This is a genomic window from Actinoplanes sp. NPDC020271, from assembly GCF_044388125.1.
Taxonomy (GTDB): Bacteria; Actinomycetota; Actinomycetes; order Mycobacteriales; family Micromonosporaceae; genus Actinoplanes.
In genome coordinates, this window is the sequence record NZ_JBIRWQ010000001.1 from 236,897 (window position 1) to 261,117 (window position 24,221).

26 protein-coding genes are annotated in these 24,221 nt (G+C 71.0%); 11 read left to right on the forward strand and 15 right to left on the reverse strand.

Going from position 1 to position 24,221, the window contains the following annotated elements; translation table 11 throughout:
- Positions 1-69 precede the first annotated feature (69 nt).
- From ACH442_RS01015 to mug, 4 genes are all read left to right on the forward strand, one after another.
- Positions 70-720, forward strand: a complete 651-nt coding sequence (locus ACH442_RS01015) for an HAD family hydrolase (RefSeq protein WP_396120501.1) — start codon at positions 70-72, stop codon at positions 718-720.
- A 280-nt stretch (positions 721-1,000) separates the two neighbouring features.
- Complete coding sequence (locus tag ACH442_RS01020) at positions 1,001-1,744, forward strand: helix-turn-helix domain-containing protein (protein ID WP_396120502.1); 744 nt, start codon at positions 1,001-1,003, stop codon at positions 1,742-1,744.
- 5 nt (positions 1,745-1,749) lie between these two features.
- On the forward strand, positions 1,750-2,508 hold the full coding sequence (locus ACH442_RS01025) for an SDR family oxidoreductase (protein ID WP_396120503.1): 759 nt from the start codon (positions 1,750-1,752) through the stop codon (positions 2,506-2,508).
- A complete protein-coding gene (mug, locus tag ACH442_RS01030; protein WP_396120504.1) occupies positions 2,505-3,056 on the forward strand; it encodes a G/U mismatch-specific DNA glycosylase in 552 nt (183 codons plus the stop codon). Before ACH442_RS01025 ends, mug begins: the two co-directional genes overlap by 4 nt.
- An 85-nt stretch (positions 3,057-3,141) precedes the next feature.
- On the opposite strand, the gene ACH442_RS01035 is transcribed toward mug, so the two are convergent.
- The 5 genes from ACH442_RS01035 to ACH442_RS01055 all read right to left on the reverse strand — a co-directional run bounded on the left by ACH442_RS01035 (position 3,142) and on the right by ACH442_RS01055 (position 8,442).
- Positions 3,142-3,378: a hypothetical protein gene (locus ACH442_RS01035; RefSeq protein ID WP_396120505.1), complete on the reverse strand. Its 237-nt coding sequence runs from the start codon at positions 3,376-3,378 to the stop codon at positions 3,142-3,144.
- Positions 3,375-5,303 carry an ABC transporter ATP-binding protein gene (locus tag ACH442_RS01040; RefSeq protein ID WP_396120506.1) on the reverse strand — a complete coding sequence of 643 codons (1,929 nt, stop codon included), beginning with the start codon at positions 5,301-5,303 and terminating at the stop codon, positions 3,375-3,377. Before ACH442_RS01040 ends, ACH442_RS01035 begins: the two co-directional genes overlap by 4 nt.
- A 92-nt stretch (positions 5,304-5,395) precedes the next feature.
- Entirely contained in the window at positions 5,396-6,196 is an 801-nt protein-coding gene (locus tag ACH442_RS01045) for an enoyl-CoA hydratase/isomerase family protein (RefSeq protein ID WP_396120507.1), read from the reverse strand.
- The gene (locus ACH442_RS01050) at positions 6,193-6,420 is read right to left on the reverse strand and encodes a helix-turn-helix domain-containing protein (RefSeq protein ID WP_014441759.1); all 228 of its coding nucleotides are present in this window, start codon (positions 6,418-6,420) and stop codon (positions 6,193-6,195) included. Before ACH442_RS01050 ends, ACH442_RS01045 begins: the two co-directional genes overlap by 4 nt.
- Positions 6,421-6,837: 417 nt before the next feature.
- On the reverse strand, positions 6,838-8,442 hold the full coding sequence (locus ACH442_RS01055) for an ABC-F family ATP-binding cassette domain-containing protein (RefSeq protein ID WP_396120508.1): 1,605 nt from the start codon (positions 8,440-8,442) through the stop codon (positions 6,838-6,840).
- A 178-nt stretch (positions 8,443-8,620) separates the two neighbouring features.
- Here ACH442_RS01055 and ACH442_RS01060 point away from each other — a divergent pair, with 178 nt between their 5' ends.
- The gene (locus tag ACH442_RS01060; protein WP_396120509.1) at positions 8,621-9,553 is read left to right on the forward strand and encodes a neutral zinc metallopeptidase; all 933 of its coding nucleotides are present in this window, start codon (positions 8,621-8,623) and stop codon (positions 9,551-9,553) included.
- Positions 9,554-9,647: 94 nt separating this feature from the next.
- On the opposite strand, the gene ACH442_RS01065 is transcribed toward ACH442_RS01060, so the two are convergent.
- Entirely contained in the window at positions 9,648-10,280 is a 633-nt protein-coding gene (locus ACH442_RS01065) for an acVLRF1 family peptidyl-tRNA hydrolase (protein WP_396120510.1), read from the reverse strand.
- Positions 10,281-10,418: 138 nt separating this feature from the next.
- On the opposite strand from ACH442_RS01065, the gene ACH442_RS01070 reads away from it, so the two are divergent.
- Positions 10,419-11,099 (forward strand): DNA alkylation repair protein, encoded by a 681-nt coding sequence (locus ACH442_RS01070; RefSeq protein WP_396120511.1) that lies wholly within the window; start codon positions 10,419-10,421, stop codon positions 11,097-11,099.
- A 541-nt stretch (positions 11,100-11,640) separates the two neighbouring features.
- Here the strand turns inward: ACH442_RS01070 and ACH442_RS01075 are convergent.
- Positions 11,641-12,243: a LysE family transporter gene (locus ACH442_RS01075; RefSeq protein WP_396120512.1), complete on the reverse strand. Its 603-nt coding sequence runs from the start codon at positions 12,241-12,243 to the stop codon at positions 11,641-11,643.
- A 690-nt stretch (positions 12,244-12,933) separates the two neighbouring features.
- Here ACH442_RS01075 and ACH442_RS01080 point away from each other — a divergent pair.
- From ACH442_RS01080 to ACH442_RS01095, 4 genes are all read left to right on the forward strand, one after another.
- Positions 12,934-13,632, forward strand: coding sequence for a histidine phosphatase family protein (locus ACH442_RS01080; protein ID WP_396120513.1), 699 nt, complete (start codon positions 12,934-12,936; stop codon positions 13,630-13,632).
- A 62-nt stretch (positions 13,633-13,694) separates the two neighbouring features.
- A complete protein-coding gene (locus ACH442_RS01085; protein WP_396120514.1) occupies positions 13,695-14,225 on the forward strand; it encodes an ArsR/SmtB family transcription factor in 531 nt (176 codons plus the stop codon).
- Positions 14,222-15,469 (forward strand): MFS transporter, encoded by a 1,248-nt coding sequence (locus ACH442_RS01090; protein ID WP_396120515.1) that lies wholly within the window; start codon positions 14,222-14,224, stop codon positions 15,467-15,469. The genes ACH442_RS01085 and ACH442_RS01090 overlap by 4 nt, the downstream gene beginning before the upstream one ends.
- A 10-nt stretch (positions 15,470-15,479) precedes the next feature.
- Positions 15,480-16,223 (forward strand): alpha/beta fold hydrolase, encoded by a 744-nt coding sequence (locus ACH442_RS01095; RefSeq protein WP_396120516.1) that lies wholly within the window; start codon positions 15,480-15,482, stop codon positions 16,221-16,223.
- Here ACH442_RS01095 and ACH442_RS01100 read toward each other — a convergent pair.
- A complete protein-coding gene (locus ACH442_RS01100; RefSeq protein WP_396120517.1) occupies positions 16,186-17,043 on the reverse strand; it encodes an alpha/beta fold hydrolase in 858 nt (285 codons plus the stop codon). The genes ACH442_RS01095 and ACH442_RS01100 overlap by 38 nt on opposite strands.
- Positions 17,044-17,113: 70 nt before the next feature.
- On the opposite strand from ACH442_RS01100, the gene ACH442_RS01105 reads away from it, so the two are divergent.
- Positions 17,114-18,658, forward strand: a complete 1,545-nt coding sequence (locus ACH442_RS01105; protein WP_396120518.1) for a nucleotidyl transferase AbiEii/AbiGii toxin family protein — start codon at positions 17,114-17,116, stop codon at positions 18,656-18,658.
- 71 nt (positions 18,659-18,729) lie between these two features.
- Here the strand turns inward: ACH442_RS01105 and ACH442_RS01110 are convergent, their stop codons facing one another.
- From ACH442_RS01110 to sufD, 7 genes are all read right to left on the reverse strand, one after another.
- On the reverse strand, positions 18,730-19,485 hold the full coding sequence (locus tag ACH442_RS01110) for a maleylpyruvate isomerase family mycothiol-dependent enzyme (protein WP_396120519.1): 756 nt from the start codon (positions 19,483-19,485) through the stop codon (positions 18,730-18,732).
- 73 nt (positions 19,486-19,558) lie between these two features.
- Positions 19,559-19,948, reverse strand: coding sequence for a metal-sulfur cluster assembly factor (locus tag ACH442_RS01115; protein WP_396121010.1), 390 nt, complete (start codon positions 19,946-19,948; stop codon positions 19,559-19,561).
- Between the two features lie 353 nt (positions 19,949-20,301).
- Complete coding sequence (sufU, locus tag ACH442_RS01120) at positions 20,302-20,757, reverse strand: Fe-S cluster assembly sulfur transfer protein SufU (RefSeq protein ID WP_396120520.1); 456 nt, start codon at positions 20,755-20,757, stop codon at positions 20,302-20,304.
- Positions 20,757-21,986, reverse strand: a complete 1,230-nt coding sequence (locus ACH442_RS01125; RefSeq protein ID WP_396120521.1) for a cysteine desulfurase — start codon at positions 21,984-21,986, stop codon at positions 20,757-20,759. The genes sufU and ACH442_RS01125 overlap by 1 nt, the downstream gene beginning before the upstream one ends.
- 8 nt (positions 21,987-21,994) lie before the next feature.
- Positions 21,995-22,753 (reverse strand): Fe-S cluster assembly ATPase SufC, encoded by a 759-nt coding sequence (sufC, locus tag ACH442_RS01130; RefSeq protein ID WP_396120522.1) that lies wholly within the window; start codon positions 22,751-22,753, stop codon positions 21,995-21,997.
- Positions 22,750-23,082 carry a non-heme iron oxygenase ferredoxin subunit gene (locus ACH442_RS01135; protein WP_396120523.1) on the reverse strand — a complete coding sequence of 111 codons (333 nt, stop codon included), beginning with the start codon at positions 23,080-23,082 and terminating at the stop codon, positions 22,750-22,752. Before ACH442_RS01135 ends, sufC begins: the two co-directional genes overlap by 4 nt.
- A complete protein-coding gene (gene sufD / locus ACH442_RS01140) occupies positions 23,083-24,210 on the reverse strand; it encodes a Fe-S cluster assembly protein SufD (protein WP_396120524.1) in 1,128 nt (375 codons plus the stop codon).
- Between the last annotated feature and the right edge of the window lie 11 nt (positions 24,211-24,221).

Consider the following 24,221-nt stretch of genomic DNA (forward strand, 5'->3'; position numbering starts at 1 on the left):
CAAGTCTTCCGCTTTTTGTTTACAGTCCTGGACTGTTCGCTTCGGGCGCCGCTCACGTAAAGTGCCCGGGTGCCTCTAGTCTTCCTCGCCCTGGACGACACCCTGCTCGACCGCAGCGGTGCGTACCGGCTGTGGGCTAAAGGTTTCCTCGACGAGATCGGCGCCTCGCAAGATGATCTTGATTGGCTGGTCGCCGTGGACGCCGACGGCCTGACCTCCCGGTGGGACCTCGCCGACCAGATCCGGGACCGCTACCAGCTACGAGTGCCGGCCATCGATCTCGTCGACGAGCTCCACGAGGGACCGCAGGCATTCGAGCGGCTCGATCCGATGGTCGGCTGCGCCCTGGAGATCGCCGCCGACGCCGGCCTCGTCCCGGTCGTCGTCACGAACGGTGCGACCGAGCAATCAGAAGGGCGCATCCGGCGTACGGGGCTCGACCGTTATGTCGCCGACTGGGTGATTTCGGAGCAGGCCGGCGTCAGCAAACCCAACCCGCGGATCTTCGCCCTCGCCGCCCAGAAGGTCCGGATGCGTCTCGCCGGCGCGTGGGTCGTCGGCGACAGCCCCGAAGCCGACATCGGTGGCGCGGCCGCCCTCGGCCTCCCCAGCGTGTGGCTGCACCGCGGGCGGGAGTGGATGGACACCCGGTTCGCCCCGACGCGCGTGGTCGGCAACGTGATCCAGGGTCTGTCCGCCATCATGGCCGCCCGCGCCTGACCCGGCACGCTCCTGCCCCGGCTCTCGGGCCGGTCGAAGGCAGCCGTGAGGGCCGGCCGGCGAGCTTCGGCCGGCAGTCACGGCCGGAATCACCGCTCGACGACAACCCCGAGGCCGGGCGGCCGGGGTTCAGCGTGGTTGTCCGGGTCGGTGGCACCAAACGGCCGGGACGGCGCACATGGTCGCGGTGCCCGCCGGTGGTGGGGTGGGCCAGGGTAGGGGTGGCGGTTACCTCCGAGGTGAATGACGCCGGGACGGGAGGGCGCATAGCCTGGCGGGCATGAGCGCGGTGGGGCAGTTGTTGCGCACGTGGCGGGGTGAGCGGCGGCTGAGTCAGCTCGACCTGTCCGGCCGGGCGGGGGTCTCCGCACGGCACCTGTCCTTCGTGGAGACCGGCCGGTCACGACCGACCCGGGACATGATTCTGCGGCTGGCGCGGGAGTTGGACGTACCGCTGCGCAGTCGCAATGAGTTGCTGCTGGCCGGCGGCTATGCGCCGGCCTATTCCGAAGCGGACCTCGACGACCCGCCTCTGGCGGATGTCCTGCTCGGGCTGCGGCAGGTGCTGGACGGGCACGGGCCCAACCCCGCCGTTCTCATCGATCGGCATTGGACGATGGTGGACGCGAACGCGGCGGTGACGCGGTTCACCGACGGCTGCGCGCCGGCGTTGCTGGAGCCGCCGGTGAACGTGTTGCGCCTGGCCCTGCACCCGGACGGGCTGGCGCCGCGGATCGAGAACCTGGCCGAGTGGCGCACGCATCTGCTGCACCGCCTGGACCGGCAGGCCGCCGCGACCGCCGACCCGGTGCTGCGCGACCTGCGCACCGAGCTGAGCGGCTATCCCGGCGGCGAGATCGCCGCCGGTCCGCTCGGGGTCGTCGTTCCTCTGCGGTACGACGGTCTGAACTTCTTCACGATCACGTCGGTGCTCGGGACGCCGCGCGACGTGACCCTCTCCGAGCTGGCGATCGAGGCGTTCCTTCCGGCCGACGCGGCCACGGCGGCGGCTCTGGGAGGATAGGCGTCATGGATCTCGGGTTGTCCGAACGTGTCTTCATCCTGACCGGCGCCTCGCGAGGGCTGGGGCTGGCCACCGCGCAGGCGCTCGTCGCCGACGGCGCGCGGGTGGTGGTCTCGTCGCGCGACGAGGAGAAGATCGCCGACGCCGTCGACCTGCTCGGGGCGGGCAACGCCGTCGGGGTGACCGCCGACCTGTCCGATCCCGATACTCCGCGGGAGTTGGTGGACACGGCGACCGAGCGGTTCGGGCGGCTGGACGGCGCGCTGGTCTCGGTGGGCGGTCCGACGCCGGGCACGGCGGCGAGCATGAGCGACGACCAGTGGCGCACCGCGTTCGAGACGGTGTTCCTGGGGTCGGTGCGCGCGGTCCGGACGTTCGCGTCGGCGCTGCCCGAGGGTGGCGCGATCGGGCTGGTGCTGTCCACCTCGGTGAAGGCGCCGCTGAGCGGGCTCGGCCTCTCCAACGGGCTGCGGCCGGGTCTGGCGATGGCGGCGAAGGACATGGCCGACGAGTACGGACCGCGGGGCGTCCGGGTGTTCGGGATCCTGCCGGGGCGGTTCATGACCGAGCGGAGCCGTGAGCTGTTCCAGGCCTCCGAGGATCCGGCGACCGCGGCGGCCGAGGTCTCCGAGCGCATCCCGGTGCGCCGGATCGGTGAGCCGGCCGAGTTCGGCAGCGTGGCGGCGTTCCTGCTGTCGCCGGCGGCGAGCTACGTGACCGGGTGTGTGATCCCGGTCGACGGCGGCTCGACGCGCGCCCTGTGACGGTCTTCCCGAAACCGACCGCCGACGAGGTCGCGGCGGCCGGTGACCGGACCGTTCCGGATCTGGTCGGGCCAGACCTGAAGATTCTTTTCTCCGGGATCAACCCGAGCCTCTACTCGGCGGCGACCGGTCATCACTTCGCCCGCCCGGGCAACCGGTTCTGGCCGACTCTGCACGGCGCCGGTTTCACCGACCGGCTGCTGCACCCTTCGGAGCAGTACCTGCTGCCCGCCCTGGGTCTCGGCATCACGAACGTCGTCGCCCGGGCCACCGCCCGCGCCGACGAGCTCGCCCCGGAGGAACTGGTGGCCGGCGGTGCGATCCTGGCCGAACTGGCCCGCGTTGTTCAGCCTCGCTTCCTGGCCGTGCTCGGGGTGACCGCGTACCGTTCCGCGTTCGCCCGTCCCAAGGCGCGGATCGGGCGGCAGCCGGACACGGTCGGCGGCGTCCCGGTCTGGGTCCTCCCGAACCCGAGCGGGCTGAACGCCCACTTCCAGCTGCCGGACCTGATCCGCGAATTCGGCGCGCTGCGCGAAGCGGCGGCCTGACCCACGAGCTCAGCGTGCTGCACGAGGTGGCGGCCTGACCCGCGAGCTCAGCGCGCTGCACGAAGCGGCGGCCTGACCCGCGAGCTCAGCGCGCTGCACGAGGTGGCTGCCTGAACGAGTCGTCGCCGGGGCGTGGTGGGAGGACCCGCTGCTCGTGGATGGCGGTCTCGCGGCGGGCCCGGTCGGCGGCCGGGCGGTAGACCTCGTCGATCGGGCCCATGATGCCGCCGCCGATGCCCTTGCGCTTGACCCACGCCCCGAAGCGGGCGAGCGCCCACAGCAGGGCCGCCAGGACCGCCGCGAAGACCAGGAAGCCCGTCACGGCTCCACGGTACGCGCGGGAACCGTGACGATCTCCACCTCCGGCACCAGTGGCTCGGACGCGGCCGTGGCGAACTGGGTGCGGTAGAGGTCCGCGTACAGCCCACCGGCGGCGACGAGCGACTCGTGCGTGCCGCGCTCGACGACCCGCCCGTGGTCGAGGACCAGGATCAGGTCGGCCTCGCGGATCGTGGAGAGCCGGTGCGCGATGACCAGGGCCGTCCGCCCGCGCAGCGCCGTGGTCAGCGCCCGCTGCACGGCCGCCTCGGACTCGCTGTCCAGGTGTGCGGTGGCCTCGTCGAGGATCACGATCGACGGCTGTTTCAGCAGCAGCCGCGCGATCGCGATGCGCTGCTTCTCACCGCCGGAGAATCGGTAGCCGCGCTCGCCCACCACCGTGTCGAGCCCGTCGGGCAGGGCCCGGACGAGGTCGCCGACCTGCGCGCCGTCCAGGGCGGCCCACATCTCGTCGTCGGTCGCGCCCGGGCGGGCGTACGCCAAATTGTCCTTGATCGTCTCGTGGAACAGGTGCGAGTCCTGCGTGACCACGCCGACCGTGTCCCGCAGCGAGTCCAGGGTCGCGTCGCGGACGTCGACGCCGCCGACCCGGACCGCACCGCCGGTGACGTCGTAGACCCGGGAGACCAGCATCGACGTGGTGGACTTGCCGGCGCCGGACGGGCCGACGAGCGCGACCAGCTGACCCGGCTCGACGGTGAAGTCGACACCGTGCAGGACCGGCGTGTTCTCGGTCCGGTCCAGGGTCGTCACGTCCTCCAGCGTGGCGAGTGACACCTCGGCCGCGCTCGGATAGCGGAACTGCACGTCCCGGAACTCGATGCGTCCGGAACCGGCCGGGATCGGGGTCGCGTCCGGCTTCTCGGCGATGCCCGGCTTCAGGTCGAGCACCTCGAAGACCCGGTCGAACGAGACCAGGGCGCTCATCACGTCGACGCGGACGTTGCTGAGCGCGGTGAGCGGGCCGTAGAGGCGGGTGAGCAGGAGCGCCAGCGTCACGACGGTGCCCGCGGACACCTCACCGCGGACGGCGAGCCAGCCGCCGAGCCCGTAGGTGAGCGCCTGGGCTAGTGACGCGACGAGCAGCATCGCCACGAAGAACGTGCGGGAGAACATCGCCTGCTGGACGCCGATATCGCGTACGCGGGAAGCGCGCTCCTCGAATTTCGCCGCCTCGGTGTCGGGCCGGCCGAAGAGCTTGACCAGCAACGCGCCCGAGACGTTGAACCGCTCGGTCATCGTGGCATTCATCTTGGCGTCGAGGTTGTACGACTCCCGGGTGATCTCGGCGAGCCGTTTGCCGACCCGCCGCGCCGGGATGATGAAGACCGGGAGCAGCGCCAGCGAGATCACCGTGATCGGCCAGGACAGGCTGAACATCACCACGGCGGTGAGCACCAGCTGGATGACGTTGCTGAGCACCCCGGAGAGCGTCGACGTGAACGCGCGCTGCGCGCCGACCACGTCGTTGTTGAGCCGGCTGACCAGCGCGCCGGTCTGCGTGCGGGTGAAGAACTGCAGCGGCATGCGCTGCACGTGGTCGTAGACGCGAGTCCGCAGGCTGAGGATGATGCCCTCGCCGATGCGCGCCGAGTACCACCGCTGGGCCAGCGAGAGCAGCGCGTCGGCGACCGCGAGACCGGCGATGAACAGCGCGATCCGGATGACCGTGGCGGACGCCTCGGGGCCGCCGCGCGTGATCGTGTTGATCACGTCGCCGGCGAGCAGCGGGGTGGCCACGCCGATGCCGGCGTCGAAGACCACCGCGACCAGGAACACCGCGATGTCGCGGCGGTACGGCCGGGCGAAGCGCACGATCCGCTTCGTCGTGCCCGGCTTCACCTGGTGTTTCGCGACCTTGTCCGCGCTCTGGATCGAGCGCAGCATGCTCCAGCTGGTCATGCTCATGCCATTCGCCTCCCGGGTGCCGCAGATGACGACAACCCGGGAGGCGAAGGTGCTATTCCTCCGGACCGCTCCGCTGCCCTGAGCGGTCCGTTCTACTCCCCGGACCCCAGCAGTTCCGCGAGCCGGCGAGTCTGCGCTTCCCGCTCGGCCCGGTCCTGCTCCGCGTACGACCGGCCGGATGCTCCGGCCAGCAGGCCCTTGATCTCGGCGACCGCGTTCGCGTCCCCGGACAGCACGGCGGCTGTCAGGTCGGCGACCGCGTCGTCCAGGTCGGTCCGCGGGACCACTGCGGTGGCGAGACCGATCCGGTCGGCCTCGTCGGCCGGGATCCGCCGACCGGTCACACAGATCTCCAGCGCCCGGGACGGCCCGACCAGTTCGGTGAGCCGTTTCGTCCCGCCCAGATCAGGCACCAGGCCGAGCGTCACCTCGGCCATCGAGAACCGTGCGTCATCGGCGAGCACGCGCATGTCACAGTTCAACGCCAACTGGAAGCCGGCGCCTATGGCATGTCCCTGCACCGCCGCGATGGACACGATGGACGGACTCCGCAACCACGTGAACGCGGCCTGGAAGCCCGCAATCCGATCGGCACAGTCAGCGGCTGACAACTGCGCCAGACGAGCCAGTGAGGAATCGCCGTCGCCCTTGGCAACAGACAGATCCAGGCCGGCGGAAAACGCGCGGCCTTCGGCTCGCACAATGACGACGCGGACGTCGCCCGGCAATTTCCGGGAAATGTTGCTGAGCTCCGACCACATGGCCGGAGTCTGTGCATTGAGAACGTCGGGCCGGCACAACGTGACCGTCGCGACCGGCCCAGCCTGTTCGTAGCGAACGCCTACTTCGTCGGCGGTTGACGTTTTTACCGGCTCGGCGTCGGCCGCTGTCACGCCTTCTTGCGGCGGCGGGCACCGCCACGCTGGCGCAACTGCACACCGGATTCGGTGAGCACGCGGTGGACGAATCCATAGGAGCGGCCGGTCGAAGCGGCAAGCGCCCGGATGCTCTCTCCGGAGGTGTAACGCTTCACCAGGTCCTTGGCGAGCGACTGCCGCTCGCTACCGACGATTCGACGACCCTTCTCAGTACTGGTAGCTGTGCCAGTGGCTGCCATCTTGAATCCTCACGTCGTAGACAGTGCGGTCAGATACGGTCCCACCTATTACACCGCCTCCAACGATCATGCGCCAGGCATCCAGCACCCAGGAACGTGCCCATTTATTACTGTCAGGAACTTGACCGTCACCACGCGCATCAATGTCAGACAGTTAGCCGGTGACCTGCGAAGCAGCATTTCCGGTGTGTCACACGCGACACTCGGGACTCTCCAAGACCATCGATCACCTGCGGAAACTCTGGATCGAGACGGCTACCCCGAGCGCCACTCAGGGTAGCCGCGCCAGAACCGTGGGCAACCGTCCACGGGCCCCGCGGACGCGCCACGGCAAGTCCGACGTGCCCCCAAACGCCCGAACATCGCACTGTCTGTGTGGGCACCAGTTGACAACTGACGATGCCGATGATCCCCGGCTCACGCCAGCTCGACGAGCTCCAGCATGTCGTCGCTCCAGGTGTCCTCGTCGCCGTCCGGCAGGAGGATCGCGCGGTCCGGCTTGAGAGCCGCCACACAACCCGCGTCGTGGCTGACCAGGACGATCGCACCCGGGTAGTTGGCGATCGCGTCGAGCACCTGCTCGCGGCTCACCGGGTCGAGGTTGTTCGTCGGCTCGTCGAGCAGCAGCACGTTCGCCCCCGAACAGACGAGCGTGGCCAGCGCCAGCCGGGTCTTCTCCCCACCGGAGAGCACCCCGGCCGGCTTGTCCACGTCGTCACCCGAGAAGAGGAACGCGCCCAGAATCTTCCGCAGCTCGGTGTCCGTCTGCTCGGAAGCGGCACTGCGCATGTGCTCCAGGATCGTGCGATCCACGTCCAGGGTCTCGTGCTCCTGCGCGTAGTAACCCAGCCGCAGGCCGTGGCCCGGACGCACCTCACCGGTGTCGGACTCCAGCAGACCGCCGAGAATGCGCAGCAGAGTCGTCTTACCCGCGCCGTTGAGACCCAGGATGGCGACGCGCGAGCCGCGGTCCACGGCCACGTCGACATCGGCGAAGATCTCCAGCGACCCGTACGACTTCGACAGCCCGGTCGCGGTCAACGGCGTCTTGCCGCACGGGGCGGGGCTCGGGAACCGCACCTTCGCCACCTTGTCGGAGGTGCGGACCTCCTCCAGACCGCCGAGCAGTTTCTCGGCGCGCTTCGCCATGTTCTGCGCGGCCACGGTCTTGGTGGCCTTGGCGCGCATCTTGTCGGCCTGTGCCATCAGGGCGCCGGCCTTCTTCTCCGCGTTGGCGCGCTCGCGACGACGGCGGCGCTCGTCGGTCTCGCGGGCCTCCAGATACGTCTTCCAGCCCATGTTGTACATGTCGACGACCGCGCGGTTGGCATCCAGATACCACACCTTGTTGACCGCGGCCTCGAGCAGCTCGACGTCGTGGCTGATCACGATCAGGCCGCCCTTGTGCTGCGCCATGTAACCACGCAGCCAGGCGATCGAGTCCTGGTCGAGGTGGTTGGTGGGCTCGTCGAGCAGCAGGATGCCCTTGCCGTTCTGCCCGGAGTTGGCGAACAGGATGCGGGCCAGCTCGATCCGGCGGCGCTGACCACCGGAGAGCGTGCCGATGGTCTGCGCCAGGGCGCGGTCGGGCAGGCCCAGGTTCGCACAGATGCGGGCGGCCTCGGCCTCGGCGCCGTAGCCACCGAGAGCGGAGAACTGGTCCTCCAGCTGGCCGTAGCGCCGGACGAGCTTGTCGTCCGAGCTCTCCTCCAGCTGCACCTCGAGCTTCTGCATCTCGACGAGAATGGTGTCCAGCCCGCGGGCCGAGAGCACGCGGTCGCGGCCGGTCACGTTCAGGTCGCCGGTGCGCGGGTCCTGCGGGAGATAGCCGATCTCACTGGTCCGCTCGACCTGACCCGCATACGGAATGCCCTCGCCGGCCAGCACCTTGAGCGTCGTGGTCTTGCCGGCGCCGTTGCGGCCGACGAGGCCGATCCGGTCACCGGGCTGCACCCGTAGGGTGGTCGGGGACATCAGGATTCGTGCGCCGGCGCGGAGTTCCAGTCCGGTGGCGGTGATCATGTAAGGCTTCTCGCTCTCGGGGATCGGGCTGACTCGGGGCGCATCTGAGATATCGGCAGGTCAGCCTTCGCGGAGCAGCACCGCGCCATATTACCCGGGTCCCGGCGGCACCTCCCAACCGATTAGGCAGCAAGATCATCGGGTACACGCGTGGCAACCGTGGCGAAGTGAGGACGGCATGGAACTCAATGAGAACGCCGAGATCGATACCAGTCAGGTCGAGGACGGTCGTGGGTCGGGCGGAGGCGGGGGTGGGCTCGGTGGCCTGCCGATCGGTGGCGGCGGCCTGACCGGCATCATCGTCACGGTGCTGCTCGCCCTGGTCGGGGGCTATTTCGGCATCAACAACCTGGGCGGCGGTGGCGGCAGCGGCGATTCGGGCACCGGCAACAACGCCAAGATCGAGCAGGAGTGCAAGCAGGCCGACGCGAAGCAGCAGCTGGACTGCCGGAACGTGCTCTACGTCAACTCCATCCAGGCGTACTGGGCGACCGAGCTGCCCGACGCGTTCGGCAAGCAGTACACCAAATCGGTCACGCACGTCTTCGCCAACCGGGTCAGCACCGGCTGCGGCGCCGCGGACTCCGGCGTCGGCCCGTTCTACTGCCCGGCGGACAAGAAGGTCTACATCGACCTGACGTTCTACCAGCAGCTGGCGAAGGAGCTGGGCGCGCCGGGCGAGTTCGCGCAGCCCTACGTGCTGGCCCACGAGTACGGCCACCACGTGCAGGACCTGCTCGGCACCGAGGCCAAGATGCGCCAGGCGCAGAACTCGAACCCCGACCAGGCCAACCTGGAATCGGTCAAACTGGAACTGCAGGCCGACTGCTACGCCGGGGCCTGGGCGAAGGGCGCGACCGGCACCACCGACGCCAAGGGCAACAAGATCTTCAAGAGCCTCACCGCGTCGGACATCCAGGAAGGCATCCAGACGGCCGGCCAGATCGGTGACGACACACTGCAGCAACGTGGTGGTGGCACCATCAACCCGGCCGAGTTCACCCACGGGACGTCGGCCGACCGGCAGAAGTGGTTCAGCACCGGATACAACTCCGGCGACCCGAAGCAGTGCGACACGTTCGCGCCGGGTGCCGTCAAAGAGGGCGACTGACCGCTTCCGGCCATGGTGACCTCCGGCCGCCGACCCGCACCTGGCGCGGGACGGCGGCCGGACCCGTGTCCGGGCCCTGCTTCTCCCGGATCTCTCACTTCTCCCGGATCAGGATCGGCACCGCGCGAGCCAGGGGAATCGCCTTCAGCAGTACGGCGTGACGCGGCTCCGGCACGTCGAGCAGCCGGCCCGCGCGCAGCTCGGCGAGCGGCGTGAGCAGGCGATCGGCCAGAATCGCGTCGACCGCGGCCCGATCTCCGCCGGTGACCAGGGCGGTCAGGGTCCGCACCTCGGGAAGAAGGATCCGGCCCGCGATGCCGGCGCCGTCACTGGTCGCCGCCTTCGCCTGGTTGTCGCGCCGCCGGGCGAACCGCTGCTGCGACCAGCCGCCGGCCGCTGTCCGACCTTGCACATAGTGGGTGTCCACCTTGGAGGCGACCAGCTCGGGCCCGTCGGCGATCCCGGCCGCGACCGCGCCCTTGCGGGCCAGCAACAGCCCGATCCGGCGGGGCGTCCGCGCCGCGACAATGAGTTCCGTCACCGTCGCCGGTTCCCCCGCGCCGGGCGGGGCGGTCAGCGTCGCCTCGGCGCCGTCCTCGGCGATCAGGACCAGGCCCTCCTCCCGGTACGGCCCGTGCCGTCCGGCGAAATTGGCCAGCCAGCGTTCGAGCCGCTCCGGCGCGACGTCCACCCATTTCCCGCCGCCGGCGGCCGGCCGTTCACCCATTCTTGTCAGACTACGGTGGCAGGATCCGGGCCATGAAGACGTCCGCGCTCCGGAGGCTGCCCGCCCGGATCACCGCGCTGCCCGGCCGGGGGCCGGCGTGCCGAGGTTGATCACCACGCTGTCCGGCCGGGGGCTGCCGTGGCCGGGCTGACCACGACCCTGCTCGGGCGGCTGACCAACGACTTCCAGGCCGCTCGCGATCCGGCGCGCGCCCCGGCCATGGCGGCGTACATGCGGGACCAATTCCCGTTCCTCGGCCTGAGCGCGCCCGCTCGCCGGTCCGCCGCGCGCGCCGCTCTCGCCGGGCTGCCGAGACCGGCCGAGGCCGAGCTGGCCGAGATCGCCCGCGCGTGCTGGGCCCGCGACGAGCGCGAGTTCCAGCAGTTCGCCTGCGACTACCTGGTGGCGAACGTCACGGTGCCGGGCCCGGGCTTTCTCGACGTCACCGCGGAGCTGATCACGACCAAGTCCTGGTGGGACACGGTCGATCCGCTCGCCACCAGGTTCGTCGGCGGTCTCGTCCGGCGCCACCCCGAGCTGGTCGCGCGGATGGACGAGTGGTCCGCGTCCACCGACCTGTGGCTGGTCCGGACAGCGATCCTGCACCAGTTGCACTACGGCTCGGGGACGGACGTCACCCGCCTCTTCGCCTACTGCACGCGAAACACGTCCCACCAGGACTTCTTCGTGCGGAAAGCGATCGGATGGGCGCTGCGGCACCACGCCCGCACCGACCCGGAGGCCGTCCGTGCCTACCTGACGGCCCACGCCGCCGACCTGTCACCCTTGTCGATGCGAGAGGCGGCAAAACACCTCTAGAACCACATTTTTGTACGTCGTGAGCCGCACGTCCGCGCGGTAGTCGAGACCATCCCGTGAACACGCCGCGGTCCCGTCCGCCGGACCGGCCGGTCGCACGCCCGCCCAGCCCGACGGGGGCGAGCGCGCCCGACGGGGGGCGCGCCCGACGGGGGCGAGCGCGCCCGCAGACAGGCCGCGCGAAGCCGGAGCCCTGGGGCCGAGTCACGGCGCTGAACTGCGCGTGCAGCCGAGTCACGGCGCTGAACTGCGCATGCAGCCGAGTCACGGCGCTGAGCTGCGCGGAGCTCAACGACGGGGCTGCACTGCGCGAGAACGCCCCGCGGCCGCGTGCACGGTTACACCGTCGGACTCGGCGATGCGGGCCGCGCGGGCCTGCGCCGCGGACCCGGAACTGGCGCGCGGCGCTGCACCGTGCGGTGGGCCCGGCTACGCGGCGCTGCACCGCTGGACCGGGGCTGTGTCGGCTGAGCCGGGTGGGCGGGGCGGGGTGGCTCGTGTCGTGGGCCGTCGGCTCGTGGAACCGGCGGCCCACCGACGGTCAGGAGCCGAGCAGCAGGCGGACTGCGAGAACGGCGATCACCAGGCTCGACGTCAACGCGGTGACAAGCCGGCCGCGGGCACCGGTGAGCAGCCGGCCGACCAGGGAACCGCCGCCCGCGATCAGGAGCTGCCAGCTCGCCGACGCGAGGAACGCCCCGAGCACGAACCGGGCGCCGCCGCCCGTGCCGCCGTTGCCGAGGACCAGCGCCGCGAAGTAGATCACGGTGGCCGGGTTGAGCAGGGTCAGGCCGAGGATCCCGGCGTAAGCGCGGAACGCCGTGGTCGGCCGTTCCTCCCGCACGCCGTTCTTCGGCCCGCGGATCGCTCCCCACGTGGTCCACGCCGCGAAGGCGAGCAGCACAGCCGCGCCCGTCCAGCGCAACGGTCCGGCGATCGGCGCGATCACTCCGGCGACGGCCGCTCCCCCGGCCACCGCGAGGCAGGCGTAGATCCCGTCCGCGGTGGCCGCGCCCATCCCGGCCGCGGCGCCGACCCGCAGTGAGGTGCGTGCGCTCAGTCCTGCGATCAGTGCCCCGATCGCCCCGACCGGCACGGCGATCCCGTACCCGGCGACGACACCGGCCACGAATCCGCCGCTCATCGCCGCACCTCGCGCACGCCGGCACTCGACCGGCGACGGCGGGCGGTCACGACGGCTGCTTCGGCACCGCCGTTCCGCGGACGGCCCGCTGCTGTCGCCCGGCCCGTTCGGCCGCGCGGACAGGGACAGCGGAGTAGGCCCTCAGTTCGGTCACGCCGCCATCATGCTGGCCCTCGCCCCCACCAGCCAGCGATTTAGCCCCACAGAAGCACACGGGTCGAGCATGCGGCGAGCCCGAGGCGCGCGGCATCCGCGCGATCACGCACGGGGCCGGGCATGCGCGGCAGTCCCGCTCCCGGCTGGTTCTCACCGTGGTCATGAGGCACGAACGACCACGGTGAGAACCAGCACCGGCACTATCGCCCTCGCAGCATGCGTCGTGCCGCAACCGGCCGGCCGGGAGGGTGAGCGCGCCACGGGTGCGGGCAATTGCTCGCGGGCTCGGACCCGCGGGACCCACCCGGCCGGCGGGTTCCCGTGGGCGGGTTTGCTGCTCCGAGCGGGACCACCCACGGACGTCGCCCTTCCGGGCCTCGCGTTCTGGGCCGGCCCCGGCCCTGCGAGGCCCGGAAGGGTCCCCGCGGGAGCGGCGGCGAAGGACCACAGCGGACGGGGGACATGAGATTCTTGATGTTGATCGTCACCACGAGCGTCTTCCCGGCGACGGATCGTGACAGATAGGGTCCGATCATGGCGGTTGTCGCGGAGTTGATCCTGATCCGGCACGGGCAGAGCCTGGCCAACGTGCTTTTTCCGGAGGCGGATGCGCAGGAGCTGCTGGAGATCGCGGCGCTGAGCGGGCGTGATGCCGACGTTCCGCTGACCGATCTCGGTCAGGAGCAGGCTCGTGCGGTGGGCGCCTGGCTGGCCGGGCTGCCGGCGGAGCGTCGTCCGGAGGCCGTGGTCACGTCGCCGTATCTGCGGGCGAAAGAGACATGGCGCATAGCGGCGGAGGCGTCCGGGCTGTCCGCGCCGGCGCCGAGCACCGACGATCGCCTGGTGGACCGGCTGCTCGGGGAGTTGGAGATGTTGACCCGGGCCGCGGTGGCGGCGCGGTTCCCGGGCGAGTCGGCGCGGTTGGCAGAGGCCGGCGTCTGGGAGTACCGGCCGCCGGGCGGGGAATCGTTCGCGGACATCCGGGTGCGGCTGACCGCATTTATGGAGGAGCTGAACCGGCGTCATGACGGGCGGCGGGTGGTCGTTGTGGCGCACGACGCGGTGGTGCTGATGTTCCGCGCGGTGATCGAGGATCTGGACTGGGCCGGGCTGGAGGCGGTGGAGAAGTCGGCGGGCTTCGTGCGGAACGCGTCCATCAGCCGGTTCGTGCGTGACGGAAACAGTCTCAAACTTGACCGCTACAACGTCATCGAGCACCTTCCAGCGGCCTGAACGACGGAAAACACATCGACCGGCGTCTTCCAAAGATTTCTTTGCATGGATAGGTTGGGTCGATGCCCTCCCCCACCGGCGCGCTGGGCCCGCAGACGTTGCGTGGTCTCGCGCATCCCCTCCGTGTACGCATTCTCGCCCTCCTCCGCGAGCACGGCGCCTCCACCGCCACGCGTCTCGCGGGCCGGCTCGGCGAGTCGTCCGGGGCGACCAGCTATCACCTGCGTCAGCTCGCCGCGTACGGGTTCGTCGAGGACGTTCCCGGTCGTGGCGCGGGCCGGGAGCGCTGGTGGCGCACGGTGGCGCGGCGCAACGACAGCGCCGGGCACCTGCGCGCCGCGGCGGCCGACGGTTTCCAGCGGCTGCACGAGTTCTTCGGGTCGGCCGCGGAGCTGCCACCGGAGTGGTTGGCCGGGGTGGCGATCGGGGATGTGACGCTGCGGCTCTCCCCCGCGCAGGCGGTGGAACTGGTGTCCCGGATCGGCACGCTCCTGGGTGAGCTACCGGCCGAGGCGGTCGCGGGCAGCGAGGACGTGGTCGTGCAGTGGCAGATGTTCCCGCGCCTGAGGGAGAAGAGGAGGAATCAGCGGTGAGACGCGGACTGGCCGGCCTGCTCACGGCCGAGGCGATCTCCCTGCTCGGCAGCCGGATCACCTTCGTGGCGCTGCCCTGGCTGGTGCTGACCAGCACCGGTTCGGCGCTGATGGCCGGGGTCGCCGGCTTCGCCGAGATGCTGCCGTACGTGCTGGCGGGCCTGCTCGGTGGCCCGATCGTGGACCGGGTCGGCCCGCGCTCGACAGCCGTCGCGGCGGACGTGGCGAGCCTGCTGGCGGTCAGTGGCATCCCGCTGCTGGCGGCGACCGAGAACGTCTCGTATCACACCCTGCTCGGTCTGATCGCCCTGGCCGGAGCGCTGCGCGGGTTCGGTGACACGGCGAAACGGGCGCTGCTGCCGCGCATGATCGCGGAGGCCGGGCTGAGCACCGAGCGCGGCACCACGCTCTACGACGGGATCAGCCGGGTGGCCACGCTGCTCGGGCTGCCGCTGGCCGGTCTGCTGGTCGCGGCGGTCGGGCCGGCCCGGGTGCTGCTGGTGGACGCGGCGTCGTTCGGGGTGTGCGCGCTGCTGATCTCGATCTACGTGCGGACCGCGCCGGCGGCTCCGGGCCCGGCCGAGGAGGAGGGCGGCTACGCGGCGGCGCTGCGCTGCGGGTTCCGCTACGTGCGGCAGGACCGGCTGATCATCGGCATCATGTCGCTGCTGTTCGCCACGAACCTCTTCGACCAGGCGTTCGCGACCGTGTTCGTGCCGGTCTGGGTGCGCCAGGGTCCGCACGGGCCGGCCGCGCTGGGCGTGCTCGGCAGCGCGTTCGGGATCGGTGCGGTCGCCGGGAACATTCTGTGGACGATCGTCGGGCCGCGCCTGCCGCGCCGCATGACGTTCGCCGTCTGCTTCCTGATCGGTGGCCCGGCGCAACTGTTCGCGCTGGCCCTCAGCGACCGGTTGTGGCTGGTCCTGACGGTGGCCGCGGTGGCCGGAGCGCTGATGTCGACGATCAATCCGATCCTGCTGGCGGCCGTCTACGAGCGGATTCCGGTACGCGTGCAGGGGCGCGTCATGAGTGTGCTGATCGCGTTCTCGTGGGCCGGGATCCCGCTCGGCGGCGTGCTCGGCGGGTGGGCCGCCGACGATCTGGGACTGCGGACCGGGGCGCTGCTGGCCGGGATCGGGTACCTCGCGGTGACGCTGGCGCCGTTCCTCTTCCCCGTCTGGCACTCGCTCGACGAGCACCGGGCGCGGTCGGCGAGGACCAAAGCACTGGTCGGGGCGCAGTAGGGTGCGAGCGATGACGATCGCTCACGAGGTGACCGGCTCCGGGCCGGACGTGCTCCTGCTCCACTCGACCATCTGCGACCGCCGGATGTGGGCACCACAGGTGCCCGCACTGACCGCGGCCGGCTTCCGGGTGACCACCGTGGACCTGCGCGGGTTCGGTGAGTCGCCACTGCCCGGCAAACCGTGGAACGACGCCGACGACGTGGTCGCACTGTTCGGCGACGAGCCGGTCGCGCTGGTCGGCTCGTCCGGTGGCGGTTACGTCGCGCTGGAGATCGCGGCGCGCTTCCCCGAGCGGATCTCCGGGCTGGTCCTGCTCTGCGGCGGTTTCGCCGGCTGGCCGAAGAGTCCGCAGCGCCTGGCCTACGCCGAGCGGGAGGACGCGCTGATCGCCGCCGGTGACCTGGAGGCCGCGGTCGAACTCAACATCGCGACCTGGTTCGGGCCGGACGCCGGCCCCGAGGCCGAGGACGCGGTCCGTGCGATGCAGCGGCGCGTCTTCGAGCTGCAGCCGCCGGAGGACCCGGAGCCGGAACAGATCGAGGTCGACTGGGACGTGGCGGCGATCACCGCCCCGGCGGTGCTCGTCTCCGGGGCCCACGACCTGCCCGATTTCCGGCAGATCGCGGAACACCTGGCCGGGACGCTGCCCCGCGCCAGCCACCTCCCCCTCGACTGGGCGGGGCACTTCCCCAGCCTGGAGCGACCCGCCGTGATCAACTCACTGCTGATCGAGACTTTGCGAAATCTCTGATCCGCCATACGAATCCATCGGCGTCGTCGAGCCACGCGAAGTGCCCGCCGCCGGGGATCATGGCCAGCTCGGCCTGCGGGAACAGCGCGGCGAAGGCGGCGGCGTGTTCCGGCGGCAGTTGCAGGTCGGCGGTGCCCGCGATCAGGAGCACGGGTGCGGTGAGACGGGCGAGTTCCGCGCGTACCGAATCGGGGTTGAAATCCCCGTCGGCGTAGTAAGCCGCGGCCGCGGCCCGGTTCTTCTGACCGGCCTCGCGGGCCGAATAGGCCTGGGTCTCGGCGTCCCATCGGCCGTAGATGAAGGGCGCGAGCGCCCGCCCGTCGGCCGGGGTGGCCTGACCGGCCTGCACCCGCTCGAGCGCGGCGAACGCCTCCGGGAACCATGGCTCGCCGCGGCGCTGCTCGGCCACCCGGCGCCGGTCCGCGTCGGTGATCTCCAGGTTGACCGCGCGCGGGCTGGGGTTGACCAGGATCAACCGGCGCACCCGCTCCGGGTGGGCGACCGCGTAGAGCAGCGCGAGCGTCGCCCCGGCCGAGTGCCCGAGCAGGTCGAACCGGTCCAGCAGGACGTGCTCGCGCAGCGCCTCGACGTCGGCGACCTGACGGTCCACCCGATAGCCGGCCGGGTCGGACGGGACCTCCGAGTCGCCGGTGCCGCGCAGGTCCGGGATCAGCAGCAGCCGGTGCTCGGCCAGGCCGCCGAGGTCGCCGAGATAGGCCGAGGCCTGCATCGGGCCACCGGGCAGGCAGACCAGGGGATCACCGCGACCGGTCCGGTGCAGGGTGAGCCGGAGACCGTCGGGAGCGGTGAAGATGTCCACTCCCGAATCCTATGCGCGTACGTCGATTCGTCGGAGAATTTTGTCGGTGGTGCGGGCTACGCTCCCGGCCGTGAAAGAGATTACGGGGGACTTCGAGACGCACGTGACGGTCGCGGCCGGCCAGGCGGATCAGTTGGCGGCGTTCGCGGCGCGGCACGGGCTCACGTTCCTGCAGATCGAGCTGGATCGTGGGGCCGAGCCGTCCCAGCCGATGCTCACCCTGCACGGCAGCGGGACCCTGACCTCGCAGATCGCCCTGGTGCAGAGCTGGGCCACGCGGCTGCGGGCGGCGGGGATCGAGCCGGTCCGCAGCAAGATCGAGGCGACACCGTGGGCCGACGGGGTGCCCCGGCATTCGCGGGACGTCTCACCGGACCGGTACTTCGAGCACCACCTCAAACTGCGGCTGCCGGCCGGGGCCGATCCGCAGCCGATCACCGCGCTGGTCGAGCCGCACGGCGCGCGACTGTCGCGCAATGCGCGCAAGCGGTCGGCGGACGGCTCCGAGGTGCGGTTCGTCAACCAGCGCTGTCACGGGGTGACCCTGGCCACGGCCACCGCGCGCCTCGATCGGCTGGTCACCGACCTGCGCGAGGCCGGTCATCCGCCGATCTCGGTCGAGCAGGAGTATGTGGTGTTCGACAGCAACCTGGATCTCGACCGGGGCTGGCTGCCCAAGCCGACCGGCGCCGACGTGCCGATCGCGCGGATCGCCCCGGAACGGCGCCGGCCCGGGTTCCCGGCGACCTACCGGGCGGTGCCGGGCGCCCGGCAGGGGCTGGTCTTCGAACCCGCGCTCAAGCAGCACGACGACGCGTTCCGGGCCGGCGAGCCGGTGTTCGACGACCTTGCCACCGGGGAGCGCTGGCGGGCCGCCCGGCGAGCGGCGGCGCATCACGTGCTGTCCGTGCTCGCCGGCGCCACGCTGCCCGGCGACCTGGTGCTGCGCGGCAGCACGGTGCTGCCGGCCTGGGTCGGCGCGGCCGCCCGCGAGCCCGGCGACCTGGACTTCGTGGTCACGCCGGCCGGCCTGACCAGTGACAGCGCCGAGGCCCGGCTCCTGCTGGACGGGATCGTGGCGGCGGTGGCCGCCGACCCGGGCGCGGGGCTGCGGCCGGAACGGGTCGCCGAGACCGCGATCTGGACCTACGAGCGGGCCGACGGCCGGCGGCTGGTGATCCCGTTCCAGGTCCCCGGCGTCCCGGAGGGGATCGTGCAGCTCGACGTCGTGTTCGGCGAGGAGCTGCCGATCCCGCCGTCGCCGATCACGCTGCCCGGGGTCCGGTCGCCGGTCCTGGCCGCGACAGCCGAGTTGTCGCTGGCGTGGAAACTGCTGTGGCTGGCCACCGACTGGTACCCGCAGGGCAAGGACCTCTACGACGCGGTGCTGCTCGCCGAGCACACCACGGTCGACCTGGCGCTGGTCCGCGACCTGATGCGGCCCGAGCTGGGGTCCGAGGCCGACGACTTCACCGCGGACACCGTGCTCGGCTGGGCCGACGTGGAGTGGGGCAACTTCGCGCTCGACTATCCGGAGCTGGTCGAGATCCCGGACGAGCAGCCGTTGCTGCGGCGGCTCGCCGTCGCGCTCGGCCAGGCGTGGCATCAGGCCTAGGCCGGGTGTCCTGCGATCACCCGAGTGCGAGGCGAGGTCCGGGTGGTGGCCGGCGTCGGCCGCGGGAAGGCCTAGTCGATCGGGGACCACTCCCTCAACTGGGTGGCCACCTCGCGGTCGCCGTCGATGCGGACGGCGTCGAGAGGGATACGGCGGTAGAGGAGCAGGACCAGGTCGCTGGCCGTGGCGTGGATGCGGGTGACCGGCTCACCGCTGGCCGCCGGGTCGGGGGTGGCACCGGCCGGGGACAGGTCGACGGTCCAGGACGGGCCCTCGATCGCCTGGAACTGGACTCGGGCCGGGCGGTGCGGCCAGGCGCCGAGCGAGCCGAGGCAGGTGCTGAGGAACTCGGCGACACCGTCGACGGCGACCGCGGCGGGCACCGGCTCGGCCTTGCCGAGAGCTTCCAGCGCGTCGTAGGCGTGGACGGCCGCCTCCTGCACCTGGTGACGGGCCACCGCGCCGGCCGTCAGCGGGGCCACCTCCGGGCTCCACCACGCCCAGCAGGGAACATCCGGGCCGGCCGCGCGCAGGGCCGCGCTGAGCAGCTGAGTCGACTCGCCGAACCATTCCAGCAGGTCACTCTGCGGCAGGGTGCTGCCCTTGCGCTCCCGGGTCGGCGGGCCGGACGGGTCCGCCTCGGTCACCACCAGCGCCCAGAACCGTTGCACCTCGCCGAGGTGGGCGACGAGGTCACGCAGCGACCAGCCGGGGCAGCCGGGCACCGGGGCGGCCGGGTCGGAGGCGATCGCGGCGGCCGCCCTCAGGGTCTCGGAACGTTCCTCGACCAGCGTGACCAGCTCGGTGAAGGGCGGAGTCGGAGTCATGTCCGGTTTCTACCACCGGAATATGACGAAGGGCGGCACGCTTCGCGCGCACCGCCCTTTCGGATGTACGTCCTTACACGTTGAAGCCGAGCGCCCGCAGCTGCTCGCGGCCATCGTCGGTGATCTTGTCGGGGCCCCACGGCGGCAGCCACACCCAGTTGATCCGGAAGTCCTGGACCAGGCCGCCGCCGGGGCCGGTGGTCAGCGCCTGCCGGGTCTGATCCTCGATCACGTCGGTCAGCGGGCAGGCCGCCGACGTCAGCGTCATGTCCAGGGTGACGACGTTCTCGTCGTCGACGTGCACGCCGTAGACGAGTCCGAGGTCGACGACGTTGATGCCGAGTTCGGGGTCGACGACGTCCTTCATCGCCTCTTCGATGTCGTCGACGGACGCCTTCTTGCCCGGGTCGGCCTTGTCGGCCGGGGCCGTTTCGGCCGCGGCCGAGACTCCGGCGGCCGGCACGTCGACGGCCTCGCCGGCGTCGGCCGCCGCTGCCCGCTCCTCGGCGAGCCAGGCCGGGACCTCGTCGTCGGCGGCCGAGGTCGAGCCGCCCGGGACGCTGGCCACCGTTCGCACGGAGTCGGTCGCGGCCGCGTGCCCGTGGTCGTGGCCGTGGTGGTGACCGTGATCGTGACCGGCGTGGTCGTGACCGGCATGGTCGTGACCGGCATGGTCGTGACCGGCATGGTCGTGACCGGCATGGTCGTGACCGGCATGGTCGTGACCGGCATGGTCGTGACCGGCGTGGTCGTGGTGTGCGTGGTCGTGGCCGGCGTGGTCGTGGGCCACGGTCTGCACGGACTCGGTCTCGCTGGTCATGCCTTCACCTCCGGGCTCGCGCCCACCTCGACACCGGCGCGCGCCGCCGCGTCCTTGAATGCCATCCACGGGAGCAGGGCGCACTTCACCCGGGCCGGGAACTTGGCGACGCCGGCGAACGCGATGCCGTCGCCGAGCACCTCCTCGTCCGGCTCGATCTGGCCGCGGCTCTGCATCAGCTCCACGAACGCGTGGTGGATCTCCGACGCGTCGTGGACGTCCTTGCCCTGCAGCAGCTCGTGCAGCACGGACGCGGATGCCTGGCTGATCGAGCAGCCGAGTCCGTCGTACGAGATCTCGGAAAGATCCTCGTTGACCCGCACGGTGATCTCGTCGCCGCAGGTCGGGTTGACGTGGTGCGCCTCGCCGTCGAACTGCTCGCGCAGGCCACGCCCGTGCGGGTGCTTGTAGTGGTCCAGGATGATGTCCTGGTAGAGCGTGTCGAGCATCATCAGCCGAACACCTTCCGCACCTGGTCGAGGCCGCGCGCGAGGGCGTCGATCTCGTCCTTGGTCGTGTAGAGGTAGAACGAGGCCCGGGTCATGGCCGGCACCGAGAACCGCACGCACACCGGCCGCGCGCAGTGGTGCCCGACCCGCACCTCGACGCCGAGCGCGTCCAGGATCTGCCCGACGTCATGAGGGTGTACCCCGTCGACGCCGAAGGACACCGTGCCACCCCGGTTCACCGGTGACGCCGGGCCGTAGATCCGGACGTCGGGCACCGCGGTGAGCTGCTCCAGCGCGTACGCCGTGATCGCCTGCTCGTGGCGGTGGATCTCGTCCATGCCGATGCCGGTCAGGTAGTCGACCGCCGCGCCGAGCCCGATCGCCTCGGTGATCGGCGGGGTGCCGGCCTCGAAGCGGGCGGGCGGCGGCGCGAACGTCGTCTTCGCCATCGTCACGGTCTCGATCATCGAGCCACCGGCCAGGAACGGCGGCATCTCCGACAGCAGGCCGAGCCGGCCCCAGAGCACGCCGATGCCGGTCGGGCCGAGCATCTTGTGGCCGGTGAACGCGATGAAGTCCACGCCCAGCGCCTGCACGTCGACCGCGAAGTGCGGCACCGACTGCGAGGCGTCGAGCATGACCAGCGCGCCGACCTGACGGGCCCGCTCGACGAGCCGGGCCGGGTCGTTGATCGTGCCGAGCGTGTTGGACATGTGCGCGACCGAGACCAGCTTGGTGCGCTCGTTGACCAGCTCGTCCAGCCGGGACTCGTCGAGGCGGCCCTCGTCGGTGATGCCGAACCAGCGCAGGGTCGCGCCGGTCCGCTCGCAGAGGAGCTGCCAGGGGACGAGGTTGGAGTGGTGCTCCATCTCGGAGATCACGATCTCGTCGCCCGGTCCGAGCTGCAGGAACTGCCCGGCGGAGTGCGCGACCAGGTTGATCGCCTCGGTGGAGTTCTTGGTGAAGATCACTTCATCGGGGCTGCCCGCACCGATGAAGCTCGCGATCTTCGCCCGCGCGCCCTCGTACAGCTCGGTCGACTCGGTGCCCAGGGTGTGCACCGAGCGCGACACGTTGCCGTTGTGCTTCTCCTGGTGGGCGCGCATGACGTCGAGCACCTGCACCGGCTTCTGCGAGGTGTTGGCGCTGTCCAGGTAGACCAGCGGGTGGCCGTTCACCTCCCGCTCGAAGATCGGGAAGTCCTTGCGCACCCGCGCGACGTCGAAGCTCATCTTTACCCCTAGGCCTTGGCGAGGAACTTCTCGTAGCCGGACACCTCGAGCTCCTCGGCCAGCTCCGGGCCGCCCTCTTCGACGATCTTGCCGCCGACGAAGACGTGCACGAAGTCCGGCTTGATGTAGCGCAGGATCCGCGTGTAGTGGGTGATCAGCAGGAAGCCGGTCTCGCCGGTCTCGCGGACCCGGTTCACGCCCTCGCTGACGATGCGCAGCGCGTCGATGTCGAGGCCGGAGTCGGTCTCGTCGAGGATCGCCATCTTCGGCTTCAGCAGCTCGAGCTGCATGATCTCGTGCCGCTTCTTCTCACCGCCGGAGAAGCCCTCGTTGACGTTGCGCTGGGCGAACGCCGGGTCCATCTGCAGCTTCTCCATGGCGCCGCGCAGCTCGCCGGCCCAGGTGCGCAGCTTCGGCGCCTCGCCGTCGATCGCGGTCTTCGCCGTCCGGAGGAAGTTCGCCACCGAGACGCCGGGAACCTCGACCGGGTACTGCATGGCCAGGAAGAGGCCGGCGCGGGCGCGCTCGTCCACGGTCAGCGCGAGCACGTCCTGCCCGTCCAGGGTCACCGAACCGCCGGTGATCTCGTACTTCGGGTGGCCGGCGATGGAGTAGGCCAGCGTCGACTTGCCGGAGCCGTTCGGGCCCATGATGGCGTGCGTCTCGCCCGACTTGATGGTGAGGTCGACCCCGGCGAGGATCGGCTTCAGCTCGCCATCCGGCAGCTTCACCGAAACCTGCAGGTCGCGGATCTCCAGGGTGCTCACGGCTCTACTCCATTGCTCGGGTTCGTCGAAACGTAGATGTCTCCGTCGCGGATCTCGACGGGGTAGACCGCCACCGGGTCGATGGCGGGCGGTCCGGAGGGCTCACCGGTACGCAGGTCGAAGCGCGAACCGTGCAGCCAGCACTCCAGCGTGCACCCGTCCACCTCGCCCTCGGAGAGCGCCACCGAGGCGTGGCTGCACTCGTCCCGTACCGCGTAGAAGTTGTCGTCGTCGGCGTGCACGACCGCGACCTCGACACCGTCGATCTCCACCTGGAGCGCGGTGCCTTTCGCGATGCCGGACGCCGGCCCGACGTTCTCGAAGCTCACTTACTGACCCGCCTCGACCAGCCGGGCCTCGATCGCGTCGCCCAGCCGCTGGCGCAGCTCCTCGACCGGGATCTTGTTGATCAGCTCGGCGAAGAAGCCGCGGACGACCAGCTTGCGCGCCTCGGCCTCGGGAATGCCCCGGGCCATCAGGTAGAACAGCTGCTCGTCGTCGAAACGACCGGTCGCGCTCGCGTGCCCGGCTCCGGCCACCTCGCCGGTCTCGATTTCCAGATTGGGTACGGAGTCAGCCCGCGCCCCGTCGGTCAGGACGAGGTTCCGGTTGATCTCGTACGTGTCGGTGCCCGTCGCCGCCGCGCGGATCAGCACGTCGCCGACCCAGACGGTGTGCGCCGACGAACCCTGCAGCGCCCCGCGGTACCCCACGTAGCTCCGGCAGTCCGGCACGGCGTGGTCGACCAGCTGGCGGTGCTCGTGGTGCTGGCCGGCGTCGGCGAAGTACACGCCCCAGAGCTCGGCGTCGCCGCCCCGCCCCGCGTACTCCACGCTGGTGAACTGGCGGACCAGGTCACCGCCGAGCGTCACCTGCACGTGCTGGACGCGCGCGTCCTTGCCGACCCGGAACTTGACGTGCTGGGCCTGCACGGCGTCGCGGTCCCACCCGGCCACGGTCACGAAGGTGAGCTGGGCGCTGTCGCCGACGATCACCTCGATGTTGTCGGCCAGCGTGACCGTGCCGGTCTGCTCCAGCACGATCGTCGCCTTGGCGAAGGCGCCGACCTTGACGACGGTGCGCGCGGCCGCGGCCTCGCCACCCTTGCCGACCACGTGGATCACGGCGGGCCCGGCCGGCTCGGCCTCGGGCGCCACCTCGATGACGGTGACGCCGGCGGCCGAACCGTAGGCCAGGGCGCTGATCCGGTCGAACGGGGTGAGCACCGGGTCGACGTCGTCGGCGGTGCTCACCGTGACGCCGGCGGGCAGGTCGTCGTGCTCCACCGACGGCGCCGCGCCGTTCAGCGACGTGGCCTTGACCAGGTCACCCAGGCGCTTGAGCGGGGTGAAACGCCACTCCTCCTCCAGGCCGTTGAGGGCCGGGAAGTCGGCGACGTCGAAGGAGCGCAGCACCTGCGACTTGGTGCTCGGCGGGGCGATGGCCTCGGTAGTCATTTCTTCCTTTG

Bases quoted from the DNA above. Each gene is read 5' to 3' on its own strand.
- ACH442_RS01020 (WP_396120502.1), top strand. From the start codon at position 1,001: ATGAGCGCGGTGGGGCAGTTGTTGCGCACGTGGCGGGGTGAGCGGCGG.
- ACH442_RS01025 (WP_396120503.1), top strand. From the start codon at position 1,750: ATGGATCTCGGGTTGTCCGAACGTGTCTTCATCCTGACCGGCGCCTCG.
- ACH442_RS01040 (WP_396120506.1), bottom strand. From the start codon at position 5,303: ATGAGCATGACCAGCTGGAGCATGCTGCGCTCGATCCAGAGCGCGGAC.
- ACH442_RS01050 (WP_014441759.1), bottom strand. From the start codon at position 6,420: ATGGCAGCCACTGGCACAGCTACCAGTACTGAGAAGGGTCGTCGAATC.
- ACH442_RS01055 (WP_396120508.1), bottom strand. From the start codon at position 8,442: ATGATCACCGCCACCGGACTGGAACTCCGCGCCGGCGCACGAATCCTG.
- ACH442_RS01060 (WP_396120509.1), top strand. From the start codon at position 8,621: ATGGAACTCAATGAGAACGCCGAGATCGATACCAGTCAGGTCGAGGAC.
- ACH442_RS01065 (WP_396120510.1), bottom strand. From the start codon at position 10,280: ATGGGTGAACGGCCGGCCGCCGGCGGCGGGAAATGGGTGGACGTCGCG.
- ACH442_RS01075 (WP_396120512.1), bottom strand. From the start codon at position 12,243: ATGAGCGGCGGATTCGTGGCCGGTGTCGTCGCCGGGTACGGGATCGCC.
- ACH442_RS01080 (WP_396120513.1), top strand. From the start codon at position 12,934: ATGGCGGTTGTCGCGGAGTTGATCCTGATCCGGCACGGGCAGAGCCTG.
- ACH442_RS01085 (WP_396120514.1), top strand. From the start codon at position 13,695: ATGCCCTCCCCCACCGGCGCGCTGGGCCCGCAGACGTTGCGTGGTCTC.
- ACH442_RS01095 (WP_396120516.1), top strand. From the start codon at position 15,480: ATGACGATCGCTCACGAGGTGACCGGCTCCGGGCCGGACGTGCTCCTG.
- ACH442_RS01110 (WP_396120519.1), bottom strand. From the start codon at position 19,485: ATGACTCCGACTCCGCCCTTCACCGAGCTGGTCACGCTGGTCGAGGAA.
- sufU (WP_396120520.1), bottom strand. From the start codon at position 20,757: ATGATGCTCGACACGCTCTACCAGGACATCATCCTGGACCACTACAAG.
- ACH442_RS01125 (WP_396120521.1), bottom strand. From the start codon at position 21,986: ATGAGCTTCGACGTCGCGCGGGTGCGCAAGGACTTCCCGATCTTCGAG.
- sufD (WP_396120524.1), bottom strand. From the start codon at position 24,210: ATGACTACCGAGGCCATCGCCCCGCCGAGCACCAAGTCGCAGGTGCTG.